Raw genomic sequence first — 19,707 nt, 5'->3', positions numbered from 1 at the left:
GATGGAAGGTCCACTCGCTCTCGTTGTTGGCATTCTGATCGCTACCGGTGTCTACCTGATGTTGGCCAGAAATTTACTACATTATCTTTTTGGGCTGATACTCATTAGTAATGCCGCCAACTTGGCAATATTTGTCGCGGGGCGCGTCACTCGCGCCGCCCCTCCCCTAATTCCAAAAGGCATGGAAGTTGCTCCTGGGCCAATTTCCAACCCCTTGCCTCAGGCATTAATCCTTACCGCCATTGTGATTGGATTTGGCCTACTGGCCTTTGCTCTGGCCCTGATTGCTCAGGCCTATAAAGTACTCGGCACCCTGGATGTGGATTCGATGCGTATTGCCGAGCCGGTTTTGCCCAAGAGGGATAAATCCCCTTGAGCTGGTTACTGGCCCTACCCTTCTTAGTACCAATCCTTACCGCACTCGCCACTTTTCCAGCGCGAGGGCGAAAGCGCCTGTGTGGTGCTATTTCTGTCTTTGGCTGCACACTTCTACTCGGTGTGACCTTTATCATTCTGTACTTGGTGGAAACAGGCGGCACCCGTGCGGCACAGATGGGAGATTGGGCTGCGCCATTCGGTATCACTCTAGTCGCAGATCGGCTGAGCGCCATTATGCTACTGATTAGCGGTATCGTTGGATTCTGTGTATCGGTCTTTTCCCTGTCTGATATCAGGAAATACCGGGTTAAACTGGGCTTTCATAGTTTCTTCCAGTTATTACTGGCTGGAGTTTGCGGTAGTTTTATTACTGGAGATTTATTCAACCTGTATGTCTGGTTTGAGGTGATGCTGATTGCCTCTTTCGCATTGCTGGTGCTTGGTGGAGATCGTATTCAACTGGATGGCGGAATTAAATATGTAGCACTTAATCTAGTTTCCACATTGCTAATGCTGACCTCTATCGGCATGACCTATGGGCTAACAGGCACCTTGAACATGGCCCAGCTGCATGTCTCTTTAACCACTGTGGATAACCCCACTGCTGTTTCTGCTCTGGCGGTGTTATTTATCTGTGCCTTTGGTATTAAAGCTGCCATTTTTCCATTATTTTTTTGGCTGCCCGCCTCTTATCATGCACCACCTGTCACAGTGACCGCAGTTTTTGCCGGCCTACTTACAAAGGTAGGGGTTTACGCTTTAATCCGCACCTTCACTCTTATTTTTCCCAGTGAGCTGGAGTTCCCCCACACTATTTTGCTGGGCACTGCATTATTGACCATGCTCACCGGCGTATTGGGCGCAGCTGCACATTATGAATTTCGTAAAATTCTCGCATTCCATATCATCAGCCAGATTGGCTTCTTGGTACTGGGCTTGGCACTCGATACGCCACTGGCATTGGCCGGAGCGATCTTTTATACCATTCATAATATCGTCGCCAAAACCAATTTATTTCTTATCAGTGGTACTGCCAAACGCCTGACAGGCAGTTACGAATTAAGCCAGATTGGAGGCCTCTATCGGGCCAGTCCACTGCTTTCTGTTTTTTTCTTTATCGCCGCCTTCAGCCTGGCCGGTTTTCCACCGTTGTCGGGTTTCTGGGCCAAACTATTGCTATTGAAGGCAAGCCTAGATCTAGACGCTTACTGGGTTGTGGCCGTGGCCTTAATTACCGGAGCCCTGACCCTGTTTTCCATGAGCAAAATTTGGGCGGAAGCTTTTTTAAAGGACCACCCGAAGGACTATTGTCAGAGTTTAAAGAATATTCCCCAGCAGGAGCGCTACCAGCGCCTATTGCCGGTGGCATTACTAGCCCTGATCACTCTAGTGCTCGGGCTGGTACCGGGCCCTTTAATCGACTACTCACTGGCCGCGGCAGGGGAATTGTTGAATCCAAGTGATTACATTGAGGCAGTACTGGGAATGGAAACCCAATACGCGGGGAACCACTGATTATGCGCGTATTTTTACTCAATTTAATATTGGCCATTAGCTGGTCGGCCCTGACCGGTAATGCGACACTGACAAACTTTTGTTTTGGTTATTTTGTCGGTTATCTGGCATTGCGGGTTTCGCCCAAGATCCCTGAGGGAACCAAGTACTTCCAGCGTCTACCTCGTCTAATCCGCCTAGGCAGTTTTTTTCTACAGGAACTGGTACTTTCAAGTTTACGTGCAGTCTTGGAGGTGTTCTCACCAAAATTACAAAGCCGTCCACAGGTAGTGCGGCTACCTCTAGAAATAACCGATCAAACCCAGATTTTTATACTGGCGAATTTAATATCACTCACACCGGGAACGGTAGTTCTGGAAATCACTCCGGATAACTCTGAATTTTTGGTACACACTATGTTCGTTGATGACCCAGATATTTTTCGTGAGGAAATTCATCTGGGATTTGAGAAGCGCGTGCGGGAGGCGTTTTCCTGATGCACAGTACTATCGTTGATATCAACGCGCCGCTAATCGTAGCGGCCATTAATGTCTCATCACTCATTTTATTGCTGGCTCTGGCCATGTGTTTTATGCGAATTTTTCTCGGTCCAACACTGGCAGACCGGGTTGTAGCCCTCGATGTGCTGAATATTCTTGCTGTGGCCTATTGCGCTCTGTTGGCGATTGCCTCGGGAGAGCCAGCCTATCTGAGTGCGGCCATTGCTCTGGCGCTGGTAGCCTTCCTGGTGAGTGTCGCCTTCGCCCGCTTTATCGAGAAAAGCGGAAAAAAGACCGTATTACAAGAGGGAGGTGGCAGTGGTATTCGATGAGGTTTTTATTGCTACCCTTTTGCTAGTGGGCAGCCTATTCGGTTTTAGTGCGGCTTTGGGTTTGTTACGAATGCCGGATTTCTACACTCGCATGAGCACTTCGGGCAAAGCCGCCACCCTGTGCTGCGGACTGTTACTGGGGGGCGTAGCCGCAATGTTCCACGATACCCAGGTAACCGCACGCGCAGTGGCGGCGCTGCTATTTTTGCTCTTCACTGTGCCCATCGGGGTGCATATGATTGCGCGAGCAGCCTATCGGGTAGGCACCCCTATGTGGCGAGGCAGGACCGCCAGCCCCCGCTTCAAAAACCCGAAGAGGGACTTAAAGTAGATCCTGCCCAGGTGAATCAGTTACTGCTGATAGAGATCGGCAATCATCGCCTCACAGCGCTGAGCCAGCTCTGCTGAACTATCATCCACTAAGAGCACATGGCCCATCTTACGCCCGGGACGGAGCGTCTTGCCATAGAGCCAAACTCCCTCATTCTTGCCTGTTGGCGCTCGATCCACACCAAGCATATTGACCATGGCAGCGGGCCGCGGGCAGTCGGTGTCCCCCAGTGGCATATCCAATATCGCACGCAAATGATTGGCAAATTGGCTGGTGCCCGCACCCACTAAAGTCCAGTGACCACTGTTGTGGACCCGTGGCGCAATTTCATTCACCAGCAAGCCTTCACTGGTGACAAAGCACTCCACTGAGAGTACGCCCACATAGTCCCAGTCATCCATCAACTTTTGCAAATAGGCACGGGCACTGGCCAATAATTGCTCATCCTGATAAGGCGCCTTGGAGAGTAACAGCGTACCTTGGCGGTGCAGGTTCTCAGTTAATGGGTAAGTCTTTACTTCCCCTGAAACAGAGCGGGCACCGATCAGGGAAACCTCACAGGAAAAATCTACCGAGGCTTCCACCACGCAGGGCAGATCTTTGGCCTCTTCTATGGCTTTCTGCAGCTCTGCTGCATCTTTCACCCGCCACTGGTTCTTACCGTCATAGCCATTTTCACAGCTCTTGATAAACGCTGGATAACCGAGCTTATCCAAGGCGTTCATTAATTCATCGCGTCCCTGCGCCGGCATAAAAGGCGCAACCGGAAGACCACTCTCAGTAAGAGCCCTCTTCTCTCTCAAGCGGTGTTGGGCTTTCTCAAAAACATGGGGGTCTGGGTAAACGGGACAGAAGCGTTGCAACGCTCTCAACAGCGCCACATCCACCTGCTCACGCTCGGCGGTAATCACCTCAGGGCAGCCAAGTGCCTGAAATAAATCCTCGCCACTGCCCGCCTCATCCAGCCTGACTATTGTGCCGAGGCCTTCAACGCAACCCGCGTCCTCGTCCTTCTCCGCCAGGAAACTAAATGTTATACCGAGGGGCTTACCCTCTTGTGCCATCATCTGCGCCAGCTGCCCGCAGCCGACAATAGCGATATGTCTGGTTACTTCACTCACTGACTTCACTCCACCCTTAGCGGAACCTGGTCAGTTTGACGCTCGCGCCAAGCGATCAGTCGCTCCTGTAGTTCAGCATCGCCCAGGGAGAGCATCTGTGCCGCCATCAGGCCCGCGTTATAAGCCCCAGAGGCACCTACCGCCTGGGTAGCCACGGCGATACCTTTGGGCATCTGCACGATGGAAAGAAGGCTATCCATTCCGGTCATAAAACGGCTTTCAACAGGCACGGCAATCACTGGCAGCGGGCTCATAGCGGCAATCATTCCCGGCAGGTGGGCAGAGCCACCAGCTCCGGCGATAATCACCTGGGTGCCGTTTTTGTGGGCTTCACTGGCGAACTCCACCAGACGCTGGGGGGTTCTGTGAGCGGACACAACCGCAGTGGCAAAAGGAACCTCCAGCTCGTTCAAGGGTTTGGTGGCATTGGCCATGGTGGGCCAATCCGATCGCGACCCCATAACGATGGTGACTTTTTCAAAGGGCAGTGATTTCACTTGCGGCTAACTCCAATGTTGAACAAACGCCAGGTAGACGGGAATCGCCACCAGGACATTGAAAGGGAACGTTATCGCCAGGGACAGTGTGATGGACACGCTGGCATTGGCCTGCGGCAGAGCCACAGACATAGCTGCGGGTACCGCGATATAGGAGGCGCTGCTACCGAGTACTGCCAGCAGGAAAATTCCTCCCGCCGACAACCCCAGTAATGCTCCCAGGGCACCCCCGGCCGCACCGCCTAGCAGGGGCATAAATATACCAAAACTCAGCAAGAACGCACCCTGCCCGCGCACATCTGCCAGTCGCGCCGCCGCGACTCTGCCCATTTCCAGCAGAAAAAGAGCCAGTACACCGTGAAATAACTGGCCAAAGAAAGGCATTACTGTTGCAGTACGCTCACCGGCCCAGGCGCCGATGGCGATCCCGCCAAGCAGGAGAAGAACCCCCTGATTGCAAGTCAGTTCATGAGCCAGGCGCCCCTTGTTGCTGTTCTGCATCGATTTCCGTGCTAGAAGAATTCCCACCACGATAGCCGGAACTTCTAGCAGGGCAACAAATAAGGGGAAATAGGCTTCATAATCGATACCCTTCGCCTCCAACAGGGCCACCGCCACAGCATAGGTTGCCACACTGACCGACCCGTAGTGGGCTGCAGTAGCCGCTGCATCCAGCCGACTCCATTTGCCTATCCAATAGAGAAGCGGGAAGGCCAACAAAGGAAGCAGTGCACCAAAGGCCAAAATTGCGAGAGATTGAGGAATCAGGGTGGAAGCGGAATAAGTACTGAGCGCCGCCCCACCCTTGAGCCCTATAGCCAGCAGTAGAAAGATCACACAGCTTTGGTAGAGACCGGTGGGCAGGCGTAAATCACTACGTACCAGCTGCGCCAGAGCCCCAAGGATGAAGAAACCAACTACAACATCCAGCTGCATGATCAGTGCTTCCCGCGCTTGGAGCGATCACGGAGTTCAGATAGGGGTAGTCGAATTTTCTGGGGAACACGCTTCATTAGCACGTACCCCACATTGGCAAGCACCACCACCAGCCCCACCACCATTAGTGCGGCGGCATCAATACCAACCAGCGCCAATATCCATCCAATGGACATAACTAACAGTCCTACCAAGGTACCAAAGTAAAGTTGTGACTTGTGCATGCAGAGGCCCCCTATAGATTGAAGTGGGCGCATTATCCCTAGGTAGACCAATAGATAAAAATAGATAATGATTATGCCAACTATCATCTTTTATCTATGAATAAGAAAAATCATGTTATCCAGCAGAGCTCACTCCCGCATCGGCACTGTCAGGCAGTTGGAGGTTTTACTTACAGTATATGAACACCGTAGTATCAGTGGCGCCGCAAAAGCGCTGCACCTGACTCAGCCCAGTGTATCCATGCAGTTGGCCAAGTTGTCTGGTGCCGTAGGCTTGCCCCTCTACTACGCCGTAGGCAAGCAATTGCAATTCACTGAAGCCGGACAGACTCTGGTGGACAGTGCCCGAGAAATCCTCAAGAGCTATGAATATCTGGAATTAAAGCTAGCCAGACTGCGCGGTCTAGAAACAGGGCGTTTACAACTGGCAGTCGTCACTACCGCCAAATATTTTATTCCCCACCTGATTGGCGAATTTTACGAGCAGCATCCAAAGTTGGATATTCTCTTTCGCGTGGGTAATCGTCAGCAGATCATCGACTACACCAGTGAGGATGAGGATGATTTTTATGTGTTCAGCCATCCTCCCAAAAACCCTGATCTGGAATTGGTGGAATTCCTGCCCAATCGACTGTTGGCCATAGCACCGGAGAAGCACCCGTTAGCAGGTAGAAAAAAAATTCCCCTTGAAGAGTTTGCCAGCGGTCCCTTCCTGCGGCGAGAGGAGGGCTCTGGAACCCGTCACGCCATTGAGCGTTTCCTACAGGAGAGACATATCAACCTCAATATTCGCATGACCATCGAAAGTAATGAAGCGATAAAGCACGCTGTAATGTCAGGGCTCGGGGTATCTATTCTCTCCGAACATACTCTCGCATTTGGCGGCCATTCCGGCCTGTCAATTTTAGAAGTGGAATCACTGCCAATTATTACCCATTGGTATCTGGCCAGGCGAAAGTCCCGTCCATTATCTCCTGCCGCCGCAGAATTTCTTGAGTATGCCCGCAACCTTGAGAAGGTACCGGTAGAGAGCGGTATCGCTTGGCCTCTATCTCCCAATCAATAATCCATAGTGTAAAAGCACAGAAAAATTCAGTATTTGAATTGGCTAACTCCGCACACAGGTTAAACCTCTTGGCTGATAGCCAATCGTCCACCAAAAAATCCCGATTTAATACTCGTCAAATTTCCTCTGCACCTGCCGAATCCTGCTACTTTTTGGATACCTATTGGTGAGTCCAAAATCACCAGTTATCTAATGCAACGAGAAACAATAAATGGCGCCGGCCGTCATCGATTTTCACAGAAAGGTATAACGATGAAAATCCAGGGAATAATTTTCAGACTCTTTATATTCCTTTTAGCCACAAGCACAATCAGTGTTAAAGCTCAAGAGGATTGGCGCAACATTGACTGGGGTGAATTTATAGTTCGCTTCGGGCTCAGTTATGTTGCTCCCAATGATGCCGGAACTTCACTGAAATACCGGGTATTACAACAATGGGACTTATATAATTCGACCTGGGAAATAGACACAGCACAAACTTGGCAAATTTCCGGAGTATGGCGCCCCTCAGACCGCTTGGGGTTCGAGCTGATGCACATTAACAGTGCTGCCTATGATGTGACTCTCGACAATTTTACTGGCAACCCAGGCAGCAGCCAAATTCAACTGGGGGATTTTAAGGTATCGACCACTCTCGCCTTTGCTAACTGGTATTTTCTCGATCCATCCTATTTTTTTCGACCCTATCTAGGCGCCGGTATTAACTATACCGATTACCATACGGTTTCTATCAGCCGCCAATTTGATGAATATTTGATGGACTCAGGTATGTCAGTGGCGCCAGGGGCTCTTAATATGGGACATTCCTGGGATTGGGCTCTTCAAGGGGGAATCGACTTCAACCTAGATTTCCGTCAATTTCGTTATCCTCTGTTAATTAATCTGGCGGCTCTTTACTACTTATCAGATACCGACCCCACAGTTAACTTCCCCACAGAGTTAGGATCAGACCGCCTCTACGCACACTTCGATTACAATCCATGGATCATCAATGTTGGCATTGGCACCAAGTTCTGAATGGCGGAACTCTGTAAATGAAACTTAGTGCAGATACCCCAATGGAAAACTATAAATCAAACTTTTTCGTCCGCCAGTGGATTAATGCTTTACTTTTTTCTCCCGCATTGACACTAGCGATTATTTTCCCCTTGAAAGCCATTGCGCAGTGTACTCCGAGTAATACGGGTACTAGTGGCGCAGATCAAATAACCTGTGACGAAGATAATGATGCAGAAGAGGCCGATGTCGATGCACTAGGCGGCAATGATACCTTAGATTTAAATGGCGGTACTATCAATAGCGCCTTCGGTGGCGAAGGCGATGATGCCATTCATGTGAAAGGGGCAATAGTTAAAGATTCTGTCTTTGGCGGAAATGGAAACGATCTAATCGTACTGGATAATCGCAATAGCGACATTGGTAATTACCTCAATGGCGGAGGGATTTATGGCGGAGCTGGTGACGATAATATTCAAATTTTAGACGGGCTCACCTTTCATGTTTGGGGTGGCGAAGGTAACGACCAAATTACTCTGGATGGAGGTTTCATTTTTAATTACCTGGATGCCGGCGGGGGAGATGATTACATCCATTGGGATGAGGGAATTAGCAATGAGATACGCGGTGGTACTGGATCAGATACCTTAGTCATTGACTCCTATTCTTTCGAGGGTGATGCAATTTTAAATGGTGGTGATGACCTCAGTGCAGAAGATGGGGATATCGACACACTGATTTTCAAGCTAGACTATCGTGTGGATGGCAACAAACTAACCAACTGGGAACGTGTTGTTGTTTGGGGTAGTTCAAAAATTATTTTAACGGGCAGTTTAAATCTTGGCGGCGGCCAAGACGCTGAAAACAATCCATTAGGGTTACACATCAAATGGGGCGGCCAAATTTTTATAGATGCCAAAGAGTATAGAATTACCGGCAACGTTGCTAACGACGGCACTATCGATCTTACGAATAAAGAATTCAACACTCTAATCATTCAAAAAGATAGTGATAATAATTATGGACACTATAGCGGCGAAAACGGACGCCTGTGGTTAGATGTAGCACTCAATGACAGTTCTGCCGGCAGTGACCGGTTAATCATCAGAGGGGATACCAGCGGATCAACTTATGTAACCGTTTATAATCGCAACGGCACTGGCGCACGTACCCAAGACGATGGAATAAAACTAATTTCTATCGAGGGTGACTCTACTGAACATGCTTTTATTTTAAACGGCGACTACATTACCAAGGATGAGCAACCAGCAACTATTGGTGGAGCATACGCCTATACCCTGCACCACAGTGACGAAACTGGAAATGAGGATGGTAATTGGTATCTACGTTCTACGGTAAGTAATTCAAGTCGCCTTCCCAAAGGCGGTATGATTCGCTGGCAGCCCGCTGCGGTAATGTATGAAACCCTTCCGCAAGTGCTGCGCTCTTTAAATATCCCCTCCACATTGCGGAGTCGTGTAGGCAATCGTTATTGGGTTGGTAGCAGTTATCGGGACGTCTATAACACCGATTACACCAGTTCATTGGAAACCGCTATTGATCGCAAGGGACTATGGCTACGTAATGGCGCACGCTATATAACTACAACTCCCAAAGAGTCCACCACCTGGGCAAGTTGGGATCAAACTTATTATCAATTTCAGTTTGGTATCGACTTTCCTCTCAACCTATTAATTCTTGACACTACACCGATTGTTAGTTTGGCTTTGCACTATGGCGATTCAAGAAATACAGTAGAATCATTTTTTGGTGATGGCAATATAGATGCCAAAACATATGGCGTCAGTAGCTATTTAACCTGGTATGGCTACCAAGGCCTATACCTGGATACTCAGTTTAAGCTAAGTTGGTTTGACTTTAACTTCGACGCAGAAGACCTACGTGCTCTTCGCAATAGCAGTGAGGGCTATGGTTATGGATTTTCTGTAGAAGGAGGGTGGAGCTTCAAGCTCTATGATTATTATTCTATTACCCCCCATGCACAACTTATTTATACCTCTGAGGAAGCAGAGGATTTCGAAGATACCTACGCTGTAAAAGTAGGAGATATTAATAATAATGGGTTTTTATTGCGCCTAGGAACCACTTTTGAAAAGCGCAAAAGCCAGCGTAAATCAAGTAGAAATATGTACGGCTCCCTACCTCTGGAGCGCTTTGGTTACTATGTAACTCCCGGGGTCACTCTAAATCTCAACCAGGAAACTGACTTAGTCGTTTCTGGGGCCCGCCTCTACCAAAAACCAGATTTTTGGTATGCAGACTTAAGAATGGGGGCTAGTTATGAGGAATGTGGGGACCACTGTTCAATCTATACCGAATTATTTTTCAGCAGCGGCCTGGAGAGTATTGGGGACAGTTTTGTAGGAGGGCTAGAGCTTGGGTTTCGTTATAAATGGTAGACTCTAGCTTCTCATCTCAACGACAATTCAATCTTTTACTATTTCAGCAAATCATAGATGTCATATTCAGAGAAGACCTTCTTAATTTTGCAATCATTCCCCTGACGGTTCTTATGATTTTCCTTCATTAATGCATATTCTTGTGAGCCCTGAATCATTAAGAAGCGATGTCTCCAGCTACGGGAATCAGAAATACGCGCAGCCAAAGTCCCGCTTTTAATACTCATTGCCTTCAACCAAATATCATCTGCATTTGGGCACAGGGTCATAAATTTTTCGGGGTCAAACGCATCCTTATGCAAGGAGTTTGGAGGATACATAACTCCCCCCATGCCAGTTGGAAAGACTAAATGAGATGCCTCTGTGTCCCTTATGCTACTTTCCCAACTTCCATAAGGCAGTAGTGCTCCTTTTTTATCTAGACGCATTCGATGAGCCCTGTGGCAATAAATCTTGGATGGATCTTTTTCATATGCCTGATAAAGTAAATCAATCATATCCGGCGGATAAAGAACATCATCGTCAACAGTAACAATCAGGCTGTCAGGAAATCTTTCAAAAGCATAAGCATATTTTTTATAGGGTCCCAGATCTTCCTCAACAAAAAATATTTGCAGCCCTCTTTGCTGTTGCTTTTTAAGGGTCTCGGGCAAAGTCTTATTTGGAAAGTTCTTGGTAGACAACCAAAGAACAATTGCATCAGCCTTAAGGGATTGCTGGAAGAGGCTTTCAATACACAAATATAAATCGTGGATTCGCTTATCGAAGGACGTTAGAGATATAACAATATTATGTCTCTTAGCATTTCCCACTCCCGGATCTGTGTTGCTTGAAGCGTGTAGACCAAGCAACTGGCAGCGAACAAGTGCTTCCAACTTCAAATTATTGTTTAGGTCGTGCTTTTTTAAGCGCTTCTTTAAAAAATATTGGAACATTCAGGGCCATCCAGCAAACTCAACCTATTGTACCGAATAGCCGAACAGCAATCCGCTCAGCTTGGGAACACCATCAAAAGAGAAGAGGGCGGAAGTGGGTACAAACTTGGCAGATTATGCCAGATGCCACAGCCAATGGCCACTCAAACACCATATTTAGGACAAAAACCCAATTAAAGGCCGAGGGGCAGTTTCTTTCACCTAAAAAAAAGTGCTTGAGTAGCTTACCCCTATCTGGGGCAGCTCTAGTCTTTCACCCAAGTCACCCCCTAGTGAGGACTTAAAACAGGCTGATTTCGCTCCTGTAAATAGTCAAGTAATTGATACTCTGAAAACACCCTTTTAATCTTGCAGTCATTACCACCTGTGCCTCTCAAGTTGATCTCCTTTAACTGTTGAATCTGTGACCCCTGAATAGTAAGAAAGCGTTCCCTCCAGTATCGATAGTCTGGAACCCTAGTAACATATTTTCCTCGCAATAAACTCATCGCCTTCAACCAAACATCATCAGCAGCAGGACATAACTCCATAAATTTTTTACTATTGAAAGCATCCTCATGTAATGAATCCGGAGGGTACAAAACCCCAGCCATTCCCGTAGCAAAAAGGAAAGGAGATGGCTCACTATTTAGCCCATAAGAGCGCCAACTTTCGTAAGGTTTCAATTCCCCTTTTCCGTTTAACAGAATCTTATGTGCCCTATGGCAATGGATATGTGAGGGAGCTCTCAAATAAGATTGATATAGTAAATCGATAGTATCTGAAGGATAAAGCACATCATCATCCACAGTGACAATGAGACTATTTGGAAACATATCAAAGGCATACATATATTTCATATAAGGCCCAAAATCATTCTCCACGAAATGAATTTGTAGGCCTCTAGCCTGCTGTTTTCGAAGTATCTCAGGTAATCTCCTATCGGGGAAATCACGTAAGGATAACCATAGAATTATTGCATCTGCTCTCAAGGATTGTTGATAAAGGCTTTCTATACATAAGTAAACATCATAAATACGCTTATTATAAGAAGTCAGCGAAACGACAATATTATGCGGCTTATCATTGCCAACGCCGGATGACTCACAATTTAGAGCCTTCAAGCCTAGAAGATGACCTAAAACCAGAGACTCCACCTTTAAATTATTATTAGAGTCATGTTTTTTTAATCTTTTTTTAAGAAAGTACTGGAGCATGTTAGAATACCGTTGATTAGCCTTCGAGGACTCATTGGTGGCGATAAGCCTACATTAATTCCATTTTGTTGAAAGTAAAGTCCATTAGCCAGGTCTAAATCAGGGTTCCTTTCATTGTGGCGCTTAATTCCCCAGTATCCAGTTTAAATCTTAAATTTTTGATCAATGCCCTGAAATATAGAACCTAAAATCATATTCAGGGCATTTGGGACAGATGCTATTCAGTATACCCAGGGTTAACTCTATCCAGCCTCCTTAAAAATCCAGGCCAAGCCAATAGCCCCCCTTGATTACTGGTAACCATATCTCCTTCACTAACTATTTTATCCACAATATTTTGAGGCACCGGAGTGAGTGGTCGGTTACCAGCAAGAGCTGTAACCTGAATTTCACAGGCACGTTGCAATATAAACATTGCTAAAAAGGTATCAGGAATAGTAGAAGCACAGGTTAACAGTCCGTGATTGCGCAAGATCATATAGTTTGCTGATCCCAGGTCAGCCACCAAACGTGACTTTTCATCCTTGCGCACAGCAATTCCCTCATAGTCGTGGTAGGCAATACTTGAAAGGGGAAATAGTGATTGCTGCGAGATTGGCAGTAACCCCTCAGCATGAGCAGATACAGCTACCCCAGCAGTAGTATGGGTATGTATAACGCAGTGGGCATCTTTCCTCGCTTCATGAATTGCGCTGTGAATAGTAAACCCTGCAGGATTCACCATTGCCGCATTTTCATCCACTTTTTCCCCCTGCAAATCGATTTTTACCAAGCTGGAAGCAGTAATTTCATCGAAAAACATTCCAAAAGGGTTAATAAGAAAGTGTGATTCCGGCCCAGGAATACGTACAGAGAGATGAGTGAAAATAGTATCGTCCCACCCAAAATAGGCGATCAATCGGTAAGCCGCCGCCAAATCTATGCGTAATTGCCACTCTTCATCGCTAACGCGTCCCTCAAGTGAAGGTATGGTTTCCAGTTTCATCGTCCTCTCCCCAGCTTTATCAGAGCTCAAATTCTGAATCATCCCTGCTGTAAACACTGTCAAATTGTTTACACTTGGCGAATGAATAAAAACATTACTTTCCTTGATAAATGCCCACTACTAGCAGGCCTACCCAGTCAGGCTCGAGAATTCTTAGCCCAACAGGCACAATGCCAGTACTTTTCTCAGGGTGATAGCATCTACCCTTCGGGCTCCCATCAGGAGCGCCTTTCAATTATCGCTGAAGGACAAGTAAGAATATGCTCCAGTAATTTTGCCGGGCGCGAAGCGACCCTTGCGATTTTAGATAGTGGAGCTTGGTTTGGTGATACCGTATTTTGCCCTGGCACTCCGCGAGTATTTGGAGCAAGCGCTCACACGGACTGTGCTGTAGTCGATATTCCGGGTGAAATCTTGAGGGCAAAAATGAAACAACACCCCGAAGCCTACCCAATAGCATTGGAACAAATTAGCCTCAGGCTTTGGACAGTAATGTCCATTATCCAGGACGATGTACTACGTGGTACCGAAGCGCGAATTGCTCGACGTCTGCTTTTTATGGCCCAAATGCACAACGGCGGCGAAAAAAGTGGCCCAACCAGTTTCCGCCTCACCAAAGAACTACTCGCCAACACCATGGGGATGACCCGGCAGGGAGTACACCGGGTATTAAAGAATATTGAATCCAAGGGACTAATAGAGTGCTCTTACGGTCGCATCAGTGTGCCGGATATCTCGCACTTGGATACCTATATAAAGCTGTTGGACTGAGAGGATTTCATCCGACCCCGCCAGCTTGCGCCGCGTCTGCCTCCCCAGCTTCGCGCGCTTTCTTGCGACCATAATAGGCAAGCAACATCCCCGATGGAAACATAAGCACTCCATATACAGCTGAAGGCACCGACATTTCACTGGAGTGCATCAGTGTGAGGGTTACCATGAGACCAATAGTCCCGTTCTTGATGCCCAGCTCGGTAGCTACTGCCAGGCCATCCCGCCGGGAGAGCCCACAAAAGTGGCTGATGATTAAGCCAGTCAACACCCCCAGTAAATTCAGCAAAATTGTAGAGGGGCCGGCCAACAGCATGAGCTCTCCAATCCGGTCTCTCATACCCCACACCAATCCCACCACTAAAATGACCAGTACCAGCGCCCCAAAAATACTTACAATGCCCTCAGCGCGGCTGGCCAAATGAGGGTTCCAAGCCCGTATCAACATGCCAATCACCACGGGCAGCAAGACTATCACCGATAACATGGCCACAGTTTTAGCAAAAGGGAGAACGATTTCCTGCTCTGCTCCAAAGTATTGGCGCAGGGCAAAATTGGTGAAGAATGGCAGGGTCAGAATCGTAATTAGGCTTGCCGAAACCGTTAACACTATGGAGAGCGCTACATTACCGCGAGCGAGTAACGTAAAAAGGTTTGAGGTCGTTCCACCCGGGCAGGCTGCAATAATCACCAAACCCACAGCTATCGGTGCGGGTAAACTGAGCGCCCAACACAGAACAAAAGCCACAATTGGCATAAGTACAATCTGGGCAAGTGTGCCCACCACTAACCCACCTGGTTTTACCGTCACCTGATGGAAATCCCTGGCGGTCAGGGTCATTCCAATGCCCACCATAATGATAAACAGTGCGATGGGTAGACCGATCGAGATCATAGGCCCTGATTCCACATTCACCTCCTCTTTTTATTATTGTCTGGCTATATCTCCCCATATCCCATGTAGATTACGCTTTGGCAAAAACGGGTAATCCACACGAGGTGAGATATAGGGGGACAGCAGTTTTATTATTAAATATCTCTCTGGAAGATGAACCCTAGCACAGTCCCAAGTCAAGTGCCGACTCTGGTAGAATCAGAGAGTTTTTTTGCCGCTGACAGGGTTTATATGACCAATCGACTTCACAGACCTGTTGTAGATGACTGGTCCAACCTACTTTGGTCCCTGGGCAGTAGCGATATTGTTGATACTAGTGACAAATCAACTAGCACCATTGACCTGCCATGGCTACCTATGGCTCGCCGCAACCAATTGCACACTTATTTTTCCCGCAAAGAAGTCAAACAAGAATTAATAGATAAGCTCGAAACATACCTGATTGAAGGCGACCGACACAAACCCACCAACCGGCTTGGCGTTTACTTTGAGCGACTCTGGTCTTTCGCTTTTCAATACCACCCAGATTACCAGTTGCTGCACCAGAACCTGCCCCTGCGTATTGAGGGTAGAACTCTCGGCGAACTGGACTTTGTCGTTCACCACCTACCCAGTAATCGCTGCGAGCACTGGGAGGTTGCGGTGAAGTTCTACCTCGCTCAGCCCGTCGGCTTCTGGGTTGGCCCAGGCCTCAAGGATCGCCTGGATATCAAATTAAAGCGTATGGCGGAACATCAACTGCCTCTCATCCAGCAACAATCCGTACAAACTCTATTAGAAGCTCAGGAGCTTTATATTGATCGGCAGTGGACGCTGATGCCAGGCCGACTCTTTAACCGATTACCAACTCTTGGTAATCGGACAGCTGGGGGTAATCTGAAACAACTATGCAATAGTAATTGGTGGACCGACTTGGAAACCCTCGGAAACCTTGCCACTCAAGGAAATATCTCAGTAGGCCTGCGCTGGCTCCAACTTCCCAAAAAAGCCTGGCTAGCATCAATAGAATGGGAAGAGCCCCACGGCGTCTCTTTTGAGCAACTTATGGCCGGACTTCAGAGCTCAGCAATTGATAAGCCTCTATGTTTTGCTCTTATGGGCCAAGAAGGTGAAATGGGTCGCGGCTTTATTGTACCTAGCGACTGGCCGCGTAGAGCACAGGCATCACTCCCTCTGAAATACCCATAACGTCCTGAGAGAAAACACTTTCTGCCTACCACTACTTGTGGGCCCGCCCTCCCTGACAATTTACTTATCTACAGCCCAAAGCAAAAAACTTAAAACAAAATTTTTCCAATTATTTATTGACTTGGATCAATTTACATTTACAATTTTCAGAAATTTCTGAAACTTAAGAAGAAAATGAAACTATCCAGTCAAGCCCAGGCTTTTGTACTGCACTTTGGAGAAATGGGCAGCCGGTGGGGTTTTAATCGCACCGTGGGCCAGATGTTTGCCCTGCTTACCATCCACCCTTCCCCCCTAAATGCCGAGCAGCTGGCTCAGGCACTGAAGATCAGTCGCGGCAATGTGAGTATGGGCCTCAAAGAACTGCAAGCCTGGCGCCTTGTTGAGCTACAGCACCAGCCAGGTGACCGAAAAGACTATTTCACCGCTGCAGGGTCCATCTGGGAGCTTGCTCGAACTGTATTTGAAGAGCGACGTAAACGTGAACTGGACCCCACCCTGAGCCTATTGCGCCAGCTCTTGCTCAATGAGCCTCAGGATGAACAAGAAGCACAGGCCCAGGAAAAAATTCAAGAAGTCTACAGTCTGCTGGAATTACTTGAAGAGTTTGCCAACACCCTGAGCAAGCTGGAACACGACGATTTACTCAAGCTAATGAAACTGGGCTCCGGCATCGTCAAGCTACTGGAGCTGAAAAGTAAAATGACAGGAGGAAAGGCTCCAGAATAAACCTATACCTGAATTGCCCGCTGGGCAACCAAGACAGGCGGTAAAAGGGTAAACCGCCGCCGACACAACGTCGGCAGCCGCTCAATAAACACCGTGGGTCCATACTCCTGCAATGGTGTTTAACGGGCACCCCCGGGCCTATCAGGAAGAGTCGCCCGGTTATCTGGTTAATAAATTAGTCCGACCAGCAGAGGCTCCCATGCTAGATACTCTGATCCTCTCCCGAATACAGTTTGCGGCCAATATCAGTTTTCATATTCTCTTTCCCACCATCACAATAGCCCTCGCCTGGATTATTGTTTTCTTCAAGCTTCGCTACGACCAAACTGATAATCCTGTTTGGATGAGAGCCTATCGTTTTTGGGTAAAGGTCTTTGCCCTAACCTTCGCGCTCGGTGTCGTTAGTGGCATCACTATGTCTTTCCAATTTGGTACCAACTGGCCAGGGTTTATGGCACGGGTTGGCAATATCGCCGGGCCTCTCTTGGGTTATGAAGTGCTTACCGCTTTTTTTCTGGAAGCCACTTTTCTAGGTATCATGTTGTTTGGAATAAATCGTGTCCCCAGCAAAGTTCACACCTTCTCAGCCTTTGTAGTGGCTATTGGCACCACACTTTCCGCCTTCTGGATCATTGCACTCAATTCCTGGATGCAGACCCCATCCGGCTTTGAACTACGAGATGGTGTCGCCTACCCAGAGAGCTGGCTGGCTATTATTTTTAATGCCTCTTTCCCCTATCGCCTCACTCATATGCTACTGGCCTCTGGTCTCACTGCAGCCTTCTTTGTCGCAGGTATCTCTGCTTACCGGATACTTAAAGGTGACCCAAAGCGTGCACCGCGGCTAGCACTAAAAACCGGGTTGGTATTGGCAGCTGTTTTTATTCCAGTCCAGATCTTTGTCGGCGACCTACACGGTCTTAACACTTTTAAGTACCAACCGCAGAAAGTGGCGGCAATGGAGGGAGTATGGGAGACCGAAAGGGGCGCGCCACTATTACTATTTGCAATACCCGATGGTGAGAAGAAGACCAATCATTTCGAGATAGCTATCCCCAAAATGGCCAGCTTTATTCTGACCCATGATTTAAATGGAGAAATAAAAGGTATCGAAGAATTCCCCAATGATCATCCGCCGGTTGCACCCGTTTTCTTCGCCTTCCGAATTATGGTGGGTATGGGGATATTAATGCTGGCTGTCGCCTGGGGAGGTTGCTACCTCCTCTGGCGGCGCAAAGAGCTACCCAACTGGGCGCTCAAAACCCTGGTAGGAATGACGTTCGCAGGTTGGGTAGCCACCTTAGCAGGCTGGTATGTCACTGAAATTGGTCGGCAACCATGGCTTGTGACCGGGGTTCTCAAAACCGCAGATGCCGTAACCCAGATTCCACCTTCCCATGTGGGCTTCTCTCTCACCCTATATCTGCTTGTCTATGTCATCCTGCTCTATGCCTATATTCACACCCTAAAAGTAATGGCTTTGAAATCGGTCAAAGTGGAGGAGTTTGAAACCAAAGAACCTCTCGCCGGTGGCAGCCTGACCAACCTACCGAAATCCACCCAAGAGCAATCCAAGGGGGAATCCCATGAATGAGGCCGCATCATCCGCAGCCTATTGGCTACCCGTTGTCTTTATCGGCCTAATGGGTCTAGCAGTACTGGTTTACGCCATTCTGGATGGTTACGACCTTGGGGTGGGTATTCTCCTCCCCCTGGGTAAGGAAGACGAGCCCCAGCGGGACACCATGATTGCCTCGATTGGTCCTTTCTGGGATGCCAATGAAACCTGGCTGGTGCTCGCCATCGGCCTGCTGCTTATCGCCTTTCCCATCGCCCACAACCTAGTGCTGATGCACCTCTATATACCAGCGGCGATAATGCTGGTGGGCCTGATTTTGCGCGGCGTGGCTTTTGACTTCCGCGCCAAAGCAGCCGTGGGACACAAGCTCGCCTGGGACAGGACGTTTAAAGCAGGATCCATAATCACCAGCCTGGCCCAGGGTTATATGCTGGGGCAATATGTGATGGGGTTCCAGCCTGGCTGGCAGGCACAGCTTTTCTCTGCAGTCAGTGCCTTGGGGGTAACTGCCGCCTACAGCTATATGGGCTCGGCCTGGTTGGTGTTGAAAACCGAGTCACTGTTGCAGGAACGCGCCGTACGCTGGGCGCGTCGGACTGGGCGGGCGACTCTCCTTGGCGTAGTCTCAGTCTCCACGATCAATCCACTGGTCAATCCAGCCGTTTTTGATCGTTGGTTCAGCTATCCACTGGTGATGTTCGTACTCCTGATACCCACCCTGTGTTTTCTGGCTTTTATTTTTAATGACCTCCTGCTGGCCAGGTTACCCAAAGCCAACGATAGGCACAGTGCGCTGCCCTTCACATTGGTAGTGACTATTTTTCTGATGTGCTTTATCGGCCTGGCTTTTAGCTTCTTTCCCGACATAGTGCCTGGGCAGCTGAATATCTGGCAGGCAGCCAGTGCCACCGCTTCACTGAAATTCATTTTAGTGGGCGCCCTGATTGTAGTGCCGATCATACTGATCTATACGGCATTCTCGTACTATGTGTTTCGCGGTAAAGCTTCCGAACTTCACTACCATTAGCACAACCTTTTTCGAATTGTGTGGGATAGTAACACTTGATCAAAATTAATCCGCCAGCGCGGAACTATCCCACAATTCGAACAAAATCCCCTTGCTCCCCGAAATTG

21 protein-coding genes are annotated in these 19,707 nt (G+C 48.3%); 13 read left to right on the top strand and 8 right to left on the bottom strand.

What is annotated here, in order from left to right; genetic code table 11:
- The first annotated feature begins 1 nt into the window (after nt 1).
- From ACJJIT_RS02330 to mnhG, 5 genes are read left to right on the top strand one after another with little or no spacing between them, the layout of a single operon-like run.
- Nucleotides 2-376, top strand: a complete 375-nt coding sequence (locus ACJJIT_RS02330) for a Na+/H+ antiporter subunit C (RefSeq protein WP_252083283.1) — start codon at nt 2-4, stop codon at nt 374-376.
- Nucleotides 373-1,893: a Na+/H+ antiporter subunit D gene (locus ACJJIT_RS02325; RefSeq protein WP_444899844.1), complete on the top strand. Its 1,521-nt coding sequence runs from the start codon at nt 373-375 to the stop codon at nt 1,891-1,893. Before ACJJIT_RS02330 ends, ACJJIT_RS02325 begins: the two co-directional genes overlap by 4 nt.
- Before the next feature lie 2 nt (nt 1,894-1,895).
- Nucleotides 1,896-2,369: a Na+/H+ antiporter subunit E gene (locus tag ACJJIT_RS02320; RefSeq protein ID WP_252083285.1), complete on the top strand. Its 474-nt coding sequence runs from the start codon at nt 1,896-1,898 to the stop codon at nt 2,367-2,369.
- Complete coding sequence (locus tag ACJJIT_RS02315; protein ID WP_252083286.1) at nt 2,369-2,704, top strand: cation:proton antiporter; 336 nt, start codon at nt 2,369-2,371, stop codon at nt 2,702-2,704. Before ACJJIT_RS02320 ends, ACJJIT_RS02315 begins: the two co-directional genes overlap by 1 nt.
- The gene (gene mnhG / locus ACJJIT_RS02310; RefSeq protein ID WP_252083287.1) at nt 2,691-3,035 is read left to right on the top strand and encodes a monovalent cation/H(+) antiporter subunit G; all 345 of its coding nucleotides are present in this window, start codon (nt 2,691-2,693) and stop codon (nt 3,033-3,035) included. The genes ACJJIT_RS02315 and mnhG overlap by 14 nt, the downstream gene beginning before the upstream one ends.
- A gap of 20 nt (nt 3,036-3,055) precedes the next feature.
- On the opposite strand, the gene ACJJIT_RS02305 is transcribed toward mnhG, so the two are convergent.
- From ACJJIT_RS02305 to ACJJIT_RS02290, 4 genes are read right to left on the bottom strand one after another with little or no spacing between them, the layout of a single operon-like run.
- Entirely contained in the window at nt 3,056-4,156 is a 1,101-nt protein-coding gene (locus ACJJIT_RS02305; protein ID WP_444899843.1) for a 5-(carboxyamino)imidazole ribonucleotide synthase, read from the bottom strand.
- Nucleotides 4,157-4,161: 5 nt separating this feature from the next.
- Nucleotides 4,162-4,653: a 5-(carboxyamino)imidazole ribonucleotide mutase gene (purE, locus tag ACJJIT_RS02300; protein WP_444899842.1), complete on the bottom strand. Its 492-nt coding sequence runs from the start codon at nt 4,651-4,653 to the stop codon at nt 4,162-4,164.
- 6 nt (nt 4,654-4,659) lie between these two features.
- The gene (locus tag ACJJIT_RS02295; protein WP_252083289.1) at nt 4,660-5,589 is read right to left on the bottom strand and encodes a sodium-dependent bicarbonate transport family permease; all 930 of its coding nucleotides are present in this window, start codon (nt 5,587-5,589) and stop codon (nt 4,660-4,662) included.
- Nucleotides 5,590-5,591: 2 nt separating this feature from the next.
- Nucleotides 5,592-5,813 carry a hypothetical protein gene (locus ACJJIT_RS02290; RefSeq protein WP_444899841.1) on the bottom strand — a complete coding sequence of 74 codons (222 nt, stop codon included), beginning with the start codon at nt 5,811-5,813 and terminating at the stop codon, nt 5,592-5,594.
- A gap of 112 nt (nt 5,814-5,925) precedes the next feature.
- On the opposite strand from ACJJIT_RS02290, the gene ACJJIT_RS02285 reads away from it, so the two are divergent.
- The 3 genes from ACJJIT_RS02285 to ACJJIT_RS02275 all read left to right on the top strand — a co-directional run bounded on the left by ACJJIT_RS02285 (nt 5,926) and on the right by ACJJIT_RS02275 (nt 10,295).
- Complete coding sequence (locus ACJJIT_RS02285; RefSeq protein WP_444899840.1) at nt 5,926-6,879, top strand: LysR family transcriptional regulator; 954 nt, start codon at nt 5,926-5,928, stop codon at nt 6,877-6,879.
- Between the two features lie 252 nt (nt 6,880-7,131).
- On the top strand, nt 7,132-7,896 hold the full coding sequence (locus ACJJIT_RS02280; protein WP_444887180.1) for an OmpW/AlkL family protein: 765 nt from the start codon (nt 7,132-7,134) through the stop codon (nt 7,894-7,896).
- A 17-nt stretch (nt 7,897-7,913) separates the two neighbouring features.
- A complete protein-coding gene (locus ACJJIT_RS02275; protein ID WP_444899839.1) occupies nt 7,914-10,295 on the top strand; it encodes an autotransporter family protein in 2,382 nt (793 codons plus the stop codon).
- Between the two features lie 38 nt (nt 10,296-10,333).
- On the opposite strand, the gene ACJJIT_RS02270 is transcribed toward ACJJIT_RS02275, so the two are convergent.
- The 3 genes from ACJJIT_RS02270 to ACJJIT_RS02260 form a co-directional block, all read right to left on the bottom strand.
- Nucleotides 10,334-11,230, bottom strand: coding sequence for a glycosyltransferase (locus ACJJIT_RS02270; protein ID WP_444889418.1), 897 nt, complete (start codon nt 11,228-11,230; stop codon nt 10,334-10,336).
- Nucleotides 11,231-11,499: 269 nt separating this feature from the next.
- Nucleotides 11,500-12,426, bottom strand: coding sequence for a hypothetical protein (locus ACJJIT_RS02265; protein WP_444882743.1), 927 nt, complete (start codon nt 12,424-12,426; stop codon nt 11,500-11,502).
- A gap of 217 nt (nt 12,427-12,643) precedes the next feature.
- Entirely contained in the window at nt 12,644-13,411 is a 768-nt protein-coding gene (locus ACJJIT_RS02260) for a class II aldolase/adducin family protein (protein WP_444899838.1), read from the bottom strand.
- 81 nt (nt 13,412-13,492) lie between these two features.
- Between ACJJIT_RS02260 and ACJJIT_RS02255 the strand changes: the two genes are divergently transcribed.
- Nucleotides 13,493-14,182 carry a Crp/Fnr family transcriptional regulator gene (locus ACJJIT_RS02255; RefSeq protein WP_444899837.1) on the top strand — a complete coding sequence of 230 codons (690 nt, stop codon included), beginning with the start codon at nt 13,493-13,495 and terminating at the stop codon, nt 14,180-14,182.
- 7 nt (nt 14,183-14,189) lie between these two features.
- Here ACJJIT_RS02255 and ACJJIT_RS02250 read toward each other — a convergent pair whose 3' ends face one another.
- Nucleotides 14,190-15,092, bottom strand: coding sequence for a bile acid:sodium symporter family protein (locus tag ACJJIT_RS02250; protein WP_444887185.1), 903 nt, complete (start codon nt 15,090-15,092; stop codon nt 14,190-14,192).
- 216 nt (nt 15,093-15,308) lie between these two features.
- Between ACJJIT_RS02250 and ACJJIT_RS02245 the strand changes: the two genes are divergently transcribed.
- The 4 genes from ACJJIT_RS02245 (at nt 15,309) to ACJJIT_RS02230 (ending at nt 19,600) form a co-directional block, all read left to right on the top strand.
- Complete coding sequence (locus ACJJIT_RS02245; RefSeq protein WP_444899836.1) at nt 15,309-16,265, top strand: DUF1853 family protein; 957 nt, start codon at nt 15,309-15,311, stop codon at nt 16,263-16,265.
- A 174-nt stretch (nt 16,266-16,439) separates the two neighbouring features.
- Nucleotides 16,440-16,994 (top strand): GbsR/MarR family transcriptional regulator, encoded by a 555-nt coding sequence (locus tag ACJJIT_RS02240; protein WP_444887187.1) that lies wholly within the window; start codon nt 16,440-16,442, stop codon nt 16,992-16,994.
- 199 nt (nt 16,995-17,193) lie between these two features.
- Complete coding sequence (locus ACJJIT_RS02235; protein ID WP_444899835.1) at nt 17,194-18,588, top strand: cytochrome ubiquinol oxidase subunit I; 1,395 nt, start codon at nt 17,194-17,196, stop codon at nt 18,586-18,588.
- A complete protein-coding gene (locus ACJJIT_RS02230) occupies nt 18,581-19,600 on the top strand; it encodes a cytochrome d ubiquinol oxidase subunit II (protein ID WP_444899834.1) in 1,020 nt (339 codons plus the stop codon). Before ACJJIT_RS02235 ends, ACJJIT_RS02230 begins: the two co-directional genes overlap by 8 nt.
- Nucleotides 19,601-19,707 lie beyond the last annotated feature (107 nt).

The organism is Microbulbifer mixtoriginis (SeqCode) (genome assembly GCF_052467515.1).
This window is presented reverse-complemented; position numbering and strand designations above follow the sequence as displayed.

Excerpts from the sequence above, each read along its gene's own strand:
- ACJJIT_RS02330 (WP_252083283.1), top strand. The coding sequence starts at position 2 with ATGGAAGGTCCACTCGCTCTCGTTGTTGGCATTCTGATCGCTACCGGT.
- ACJJIT_RS02320 (WP_252083285.1), top strand. The coding sequence starts at position 1,896 with ATGCGCGTATTTTTACTCAATTTAATATTGGCCATTAGCTGGTCGGCC.
- ACJJIT_RS02315 (WP_252083286.1), top strand. The coding sequence starts at position 2,369 with ATGCACAGTACTATCGTTGATATCAACGCGCCGCTAATCGTAGCGGCC.
- ACJJIT_RS02295 (WP_252083289.1), bottom strand. The coding sequence starts at position 5,589 with ATGCAGCTGGATGTTGTAGTTGGTTTCTTCATCCTTGGGGCTCTGGCG.
- ACJJIT_RS02290 (WP_444899841.1), bottom strand. The coding sequence starts at position 5,813 with ATGCACAAGTCACAACTTTACTTTGGTACCTTGGTAGGACTGTTAGTT.
- ACJJIT_RS02285 (WP_444899840.1), top strand. The coding sequence starts at position 5,926 with ATGTTATCCAGCAGAGCTCACTCCCGCATCGGCACTGTCAGGCAGTTG.
- ACJJIT_RS02280 (WP_444887180.1), top strand. The coding sequence starts at position 7,132 with ATGAAAATCCAGGGAATAATTTTCAGACTCTTTATATTCCTTTTAGCC.
- ACJJIT_RS02275 (WP_444899839.1), top strand. The coding sequence starts at position 7,914 with ATGAAACTTAGTGCAGATACCCCAATGGAAAACTATAAATCAAACTTT.
- ACJJIT_RS02270 (WP_444889418.1), bottom strand. The coding sequence starts at position 11,230 with ATGTTCCAATATTTTTTAAAGAAGCGCTTAAAAAAGCACGACCTAAAC.
- ACJJIT_RS02265 (WP_444882743.1), bottom strand. The coding sequence starts at position 12,426 with ATGCTCCAGTACTTTCTTAAAAAAAGATTAAAAAAACATGACTCTAAT.
- ACJJIT_RS02260 (WP_444899838.1), bottom strand. The coding sequence starts at position 13,411 with ATGAAACTGGAAACCATACCTTCACTTGAGGGACGCGTTAGCGATGAA.
- ACJJIT_RS02255 (WP_444899837.1), top strand. The coding sequence starts at position 13,493 with ATGAATAAAAACATTACTTTCCTTGATAAATGCCCACTACTAGCAGGC.
- ACJJIT_RS02245 (WP_444899836.1), top strand. The coding sequence starts at position 15,309 with ATGACCAATCGACTTCACAGACCTGTTGTAGATGACTGGTCCAACCTA.
- ACJJIT_RS02240 (WP_444887187.1), top strand. The coding sequence starts at position 16,440 with ATGAAACTATCCAGTCAAGCCCAGGCTTTTGTACTGCACTTTGGAGAA.
- ACJJIT_RS02235 (WP_444899835.1), top strand. The coding sequence starts at position 17,194 with ATGCTAGATACTCTGATCCTCTCCCGAATACAGTTTGCGGCCAATATC.
- ACJJIT_RS02230 (WP_444899834.1), top strand. The coding sequence starts at position 18,581 with ATGAATGAGGCCGCATCATCCGCAGCCTATTGGCTACCCGTTGTCTTT.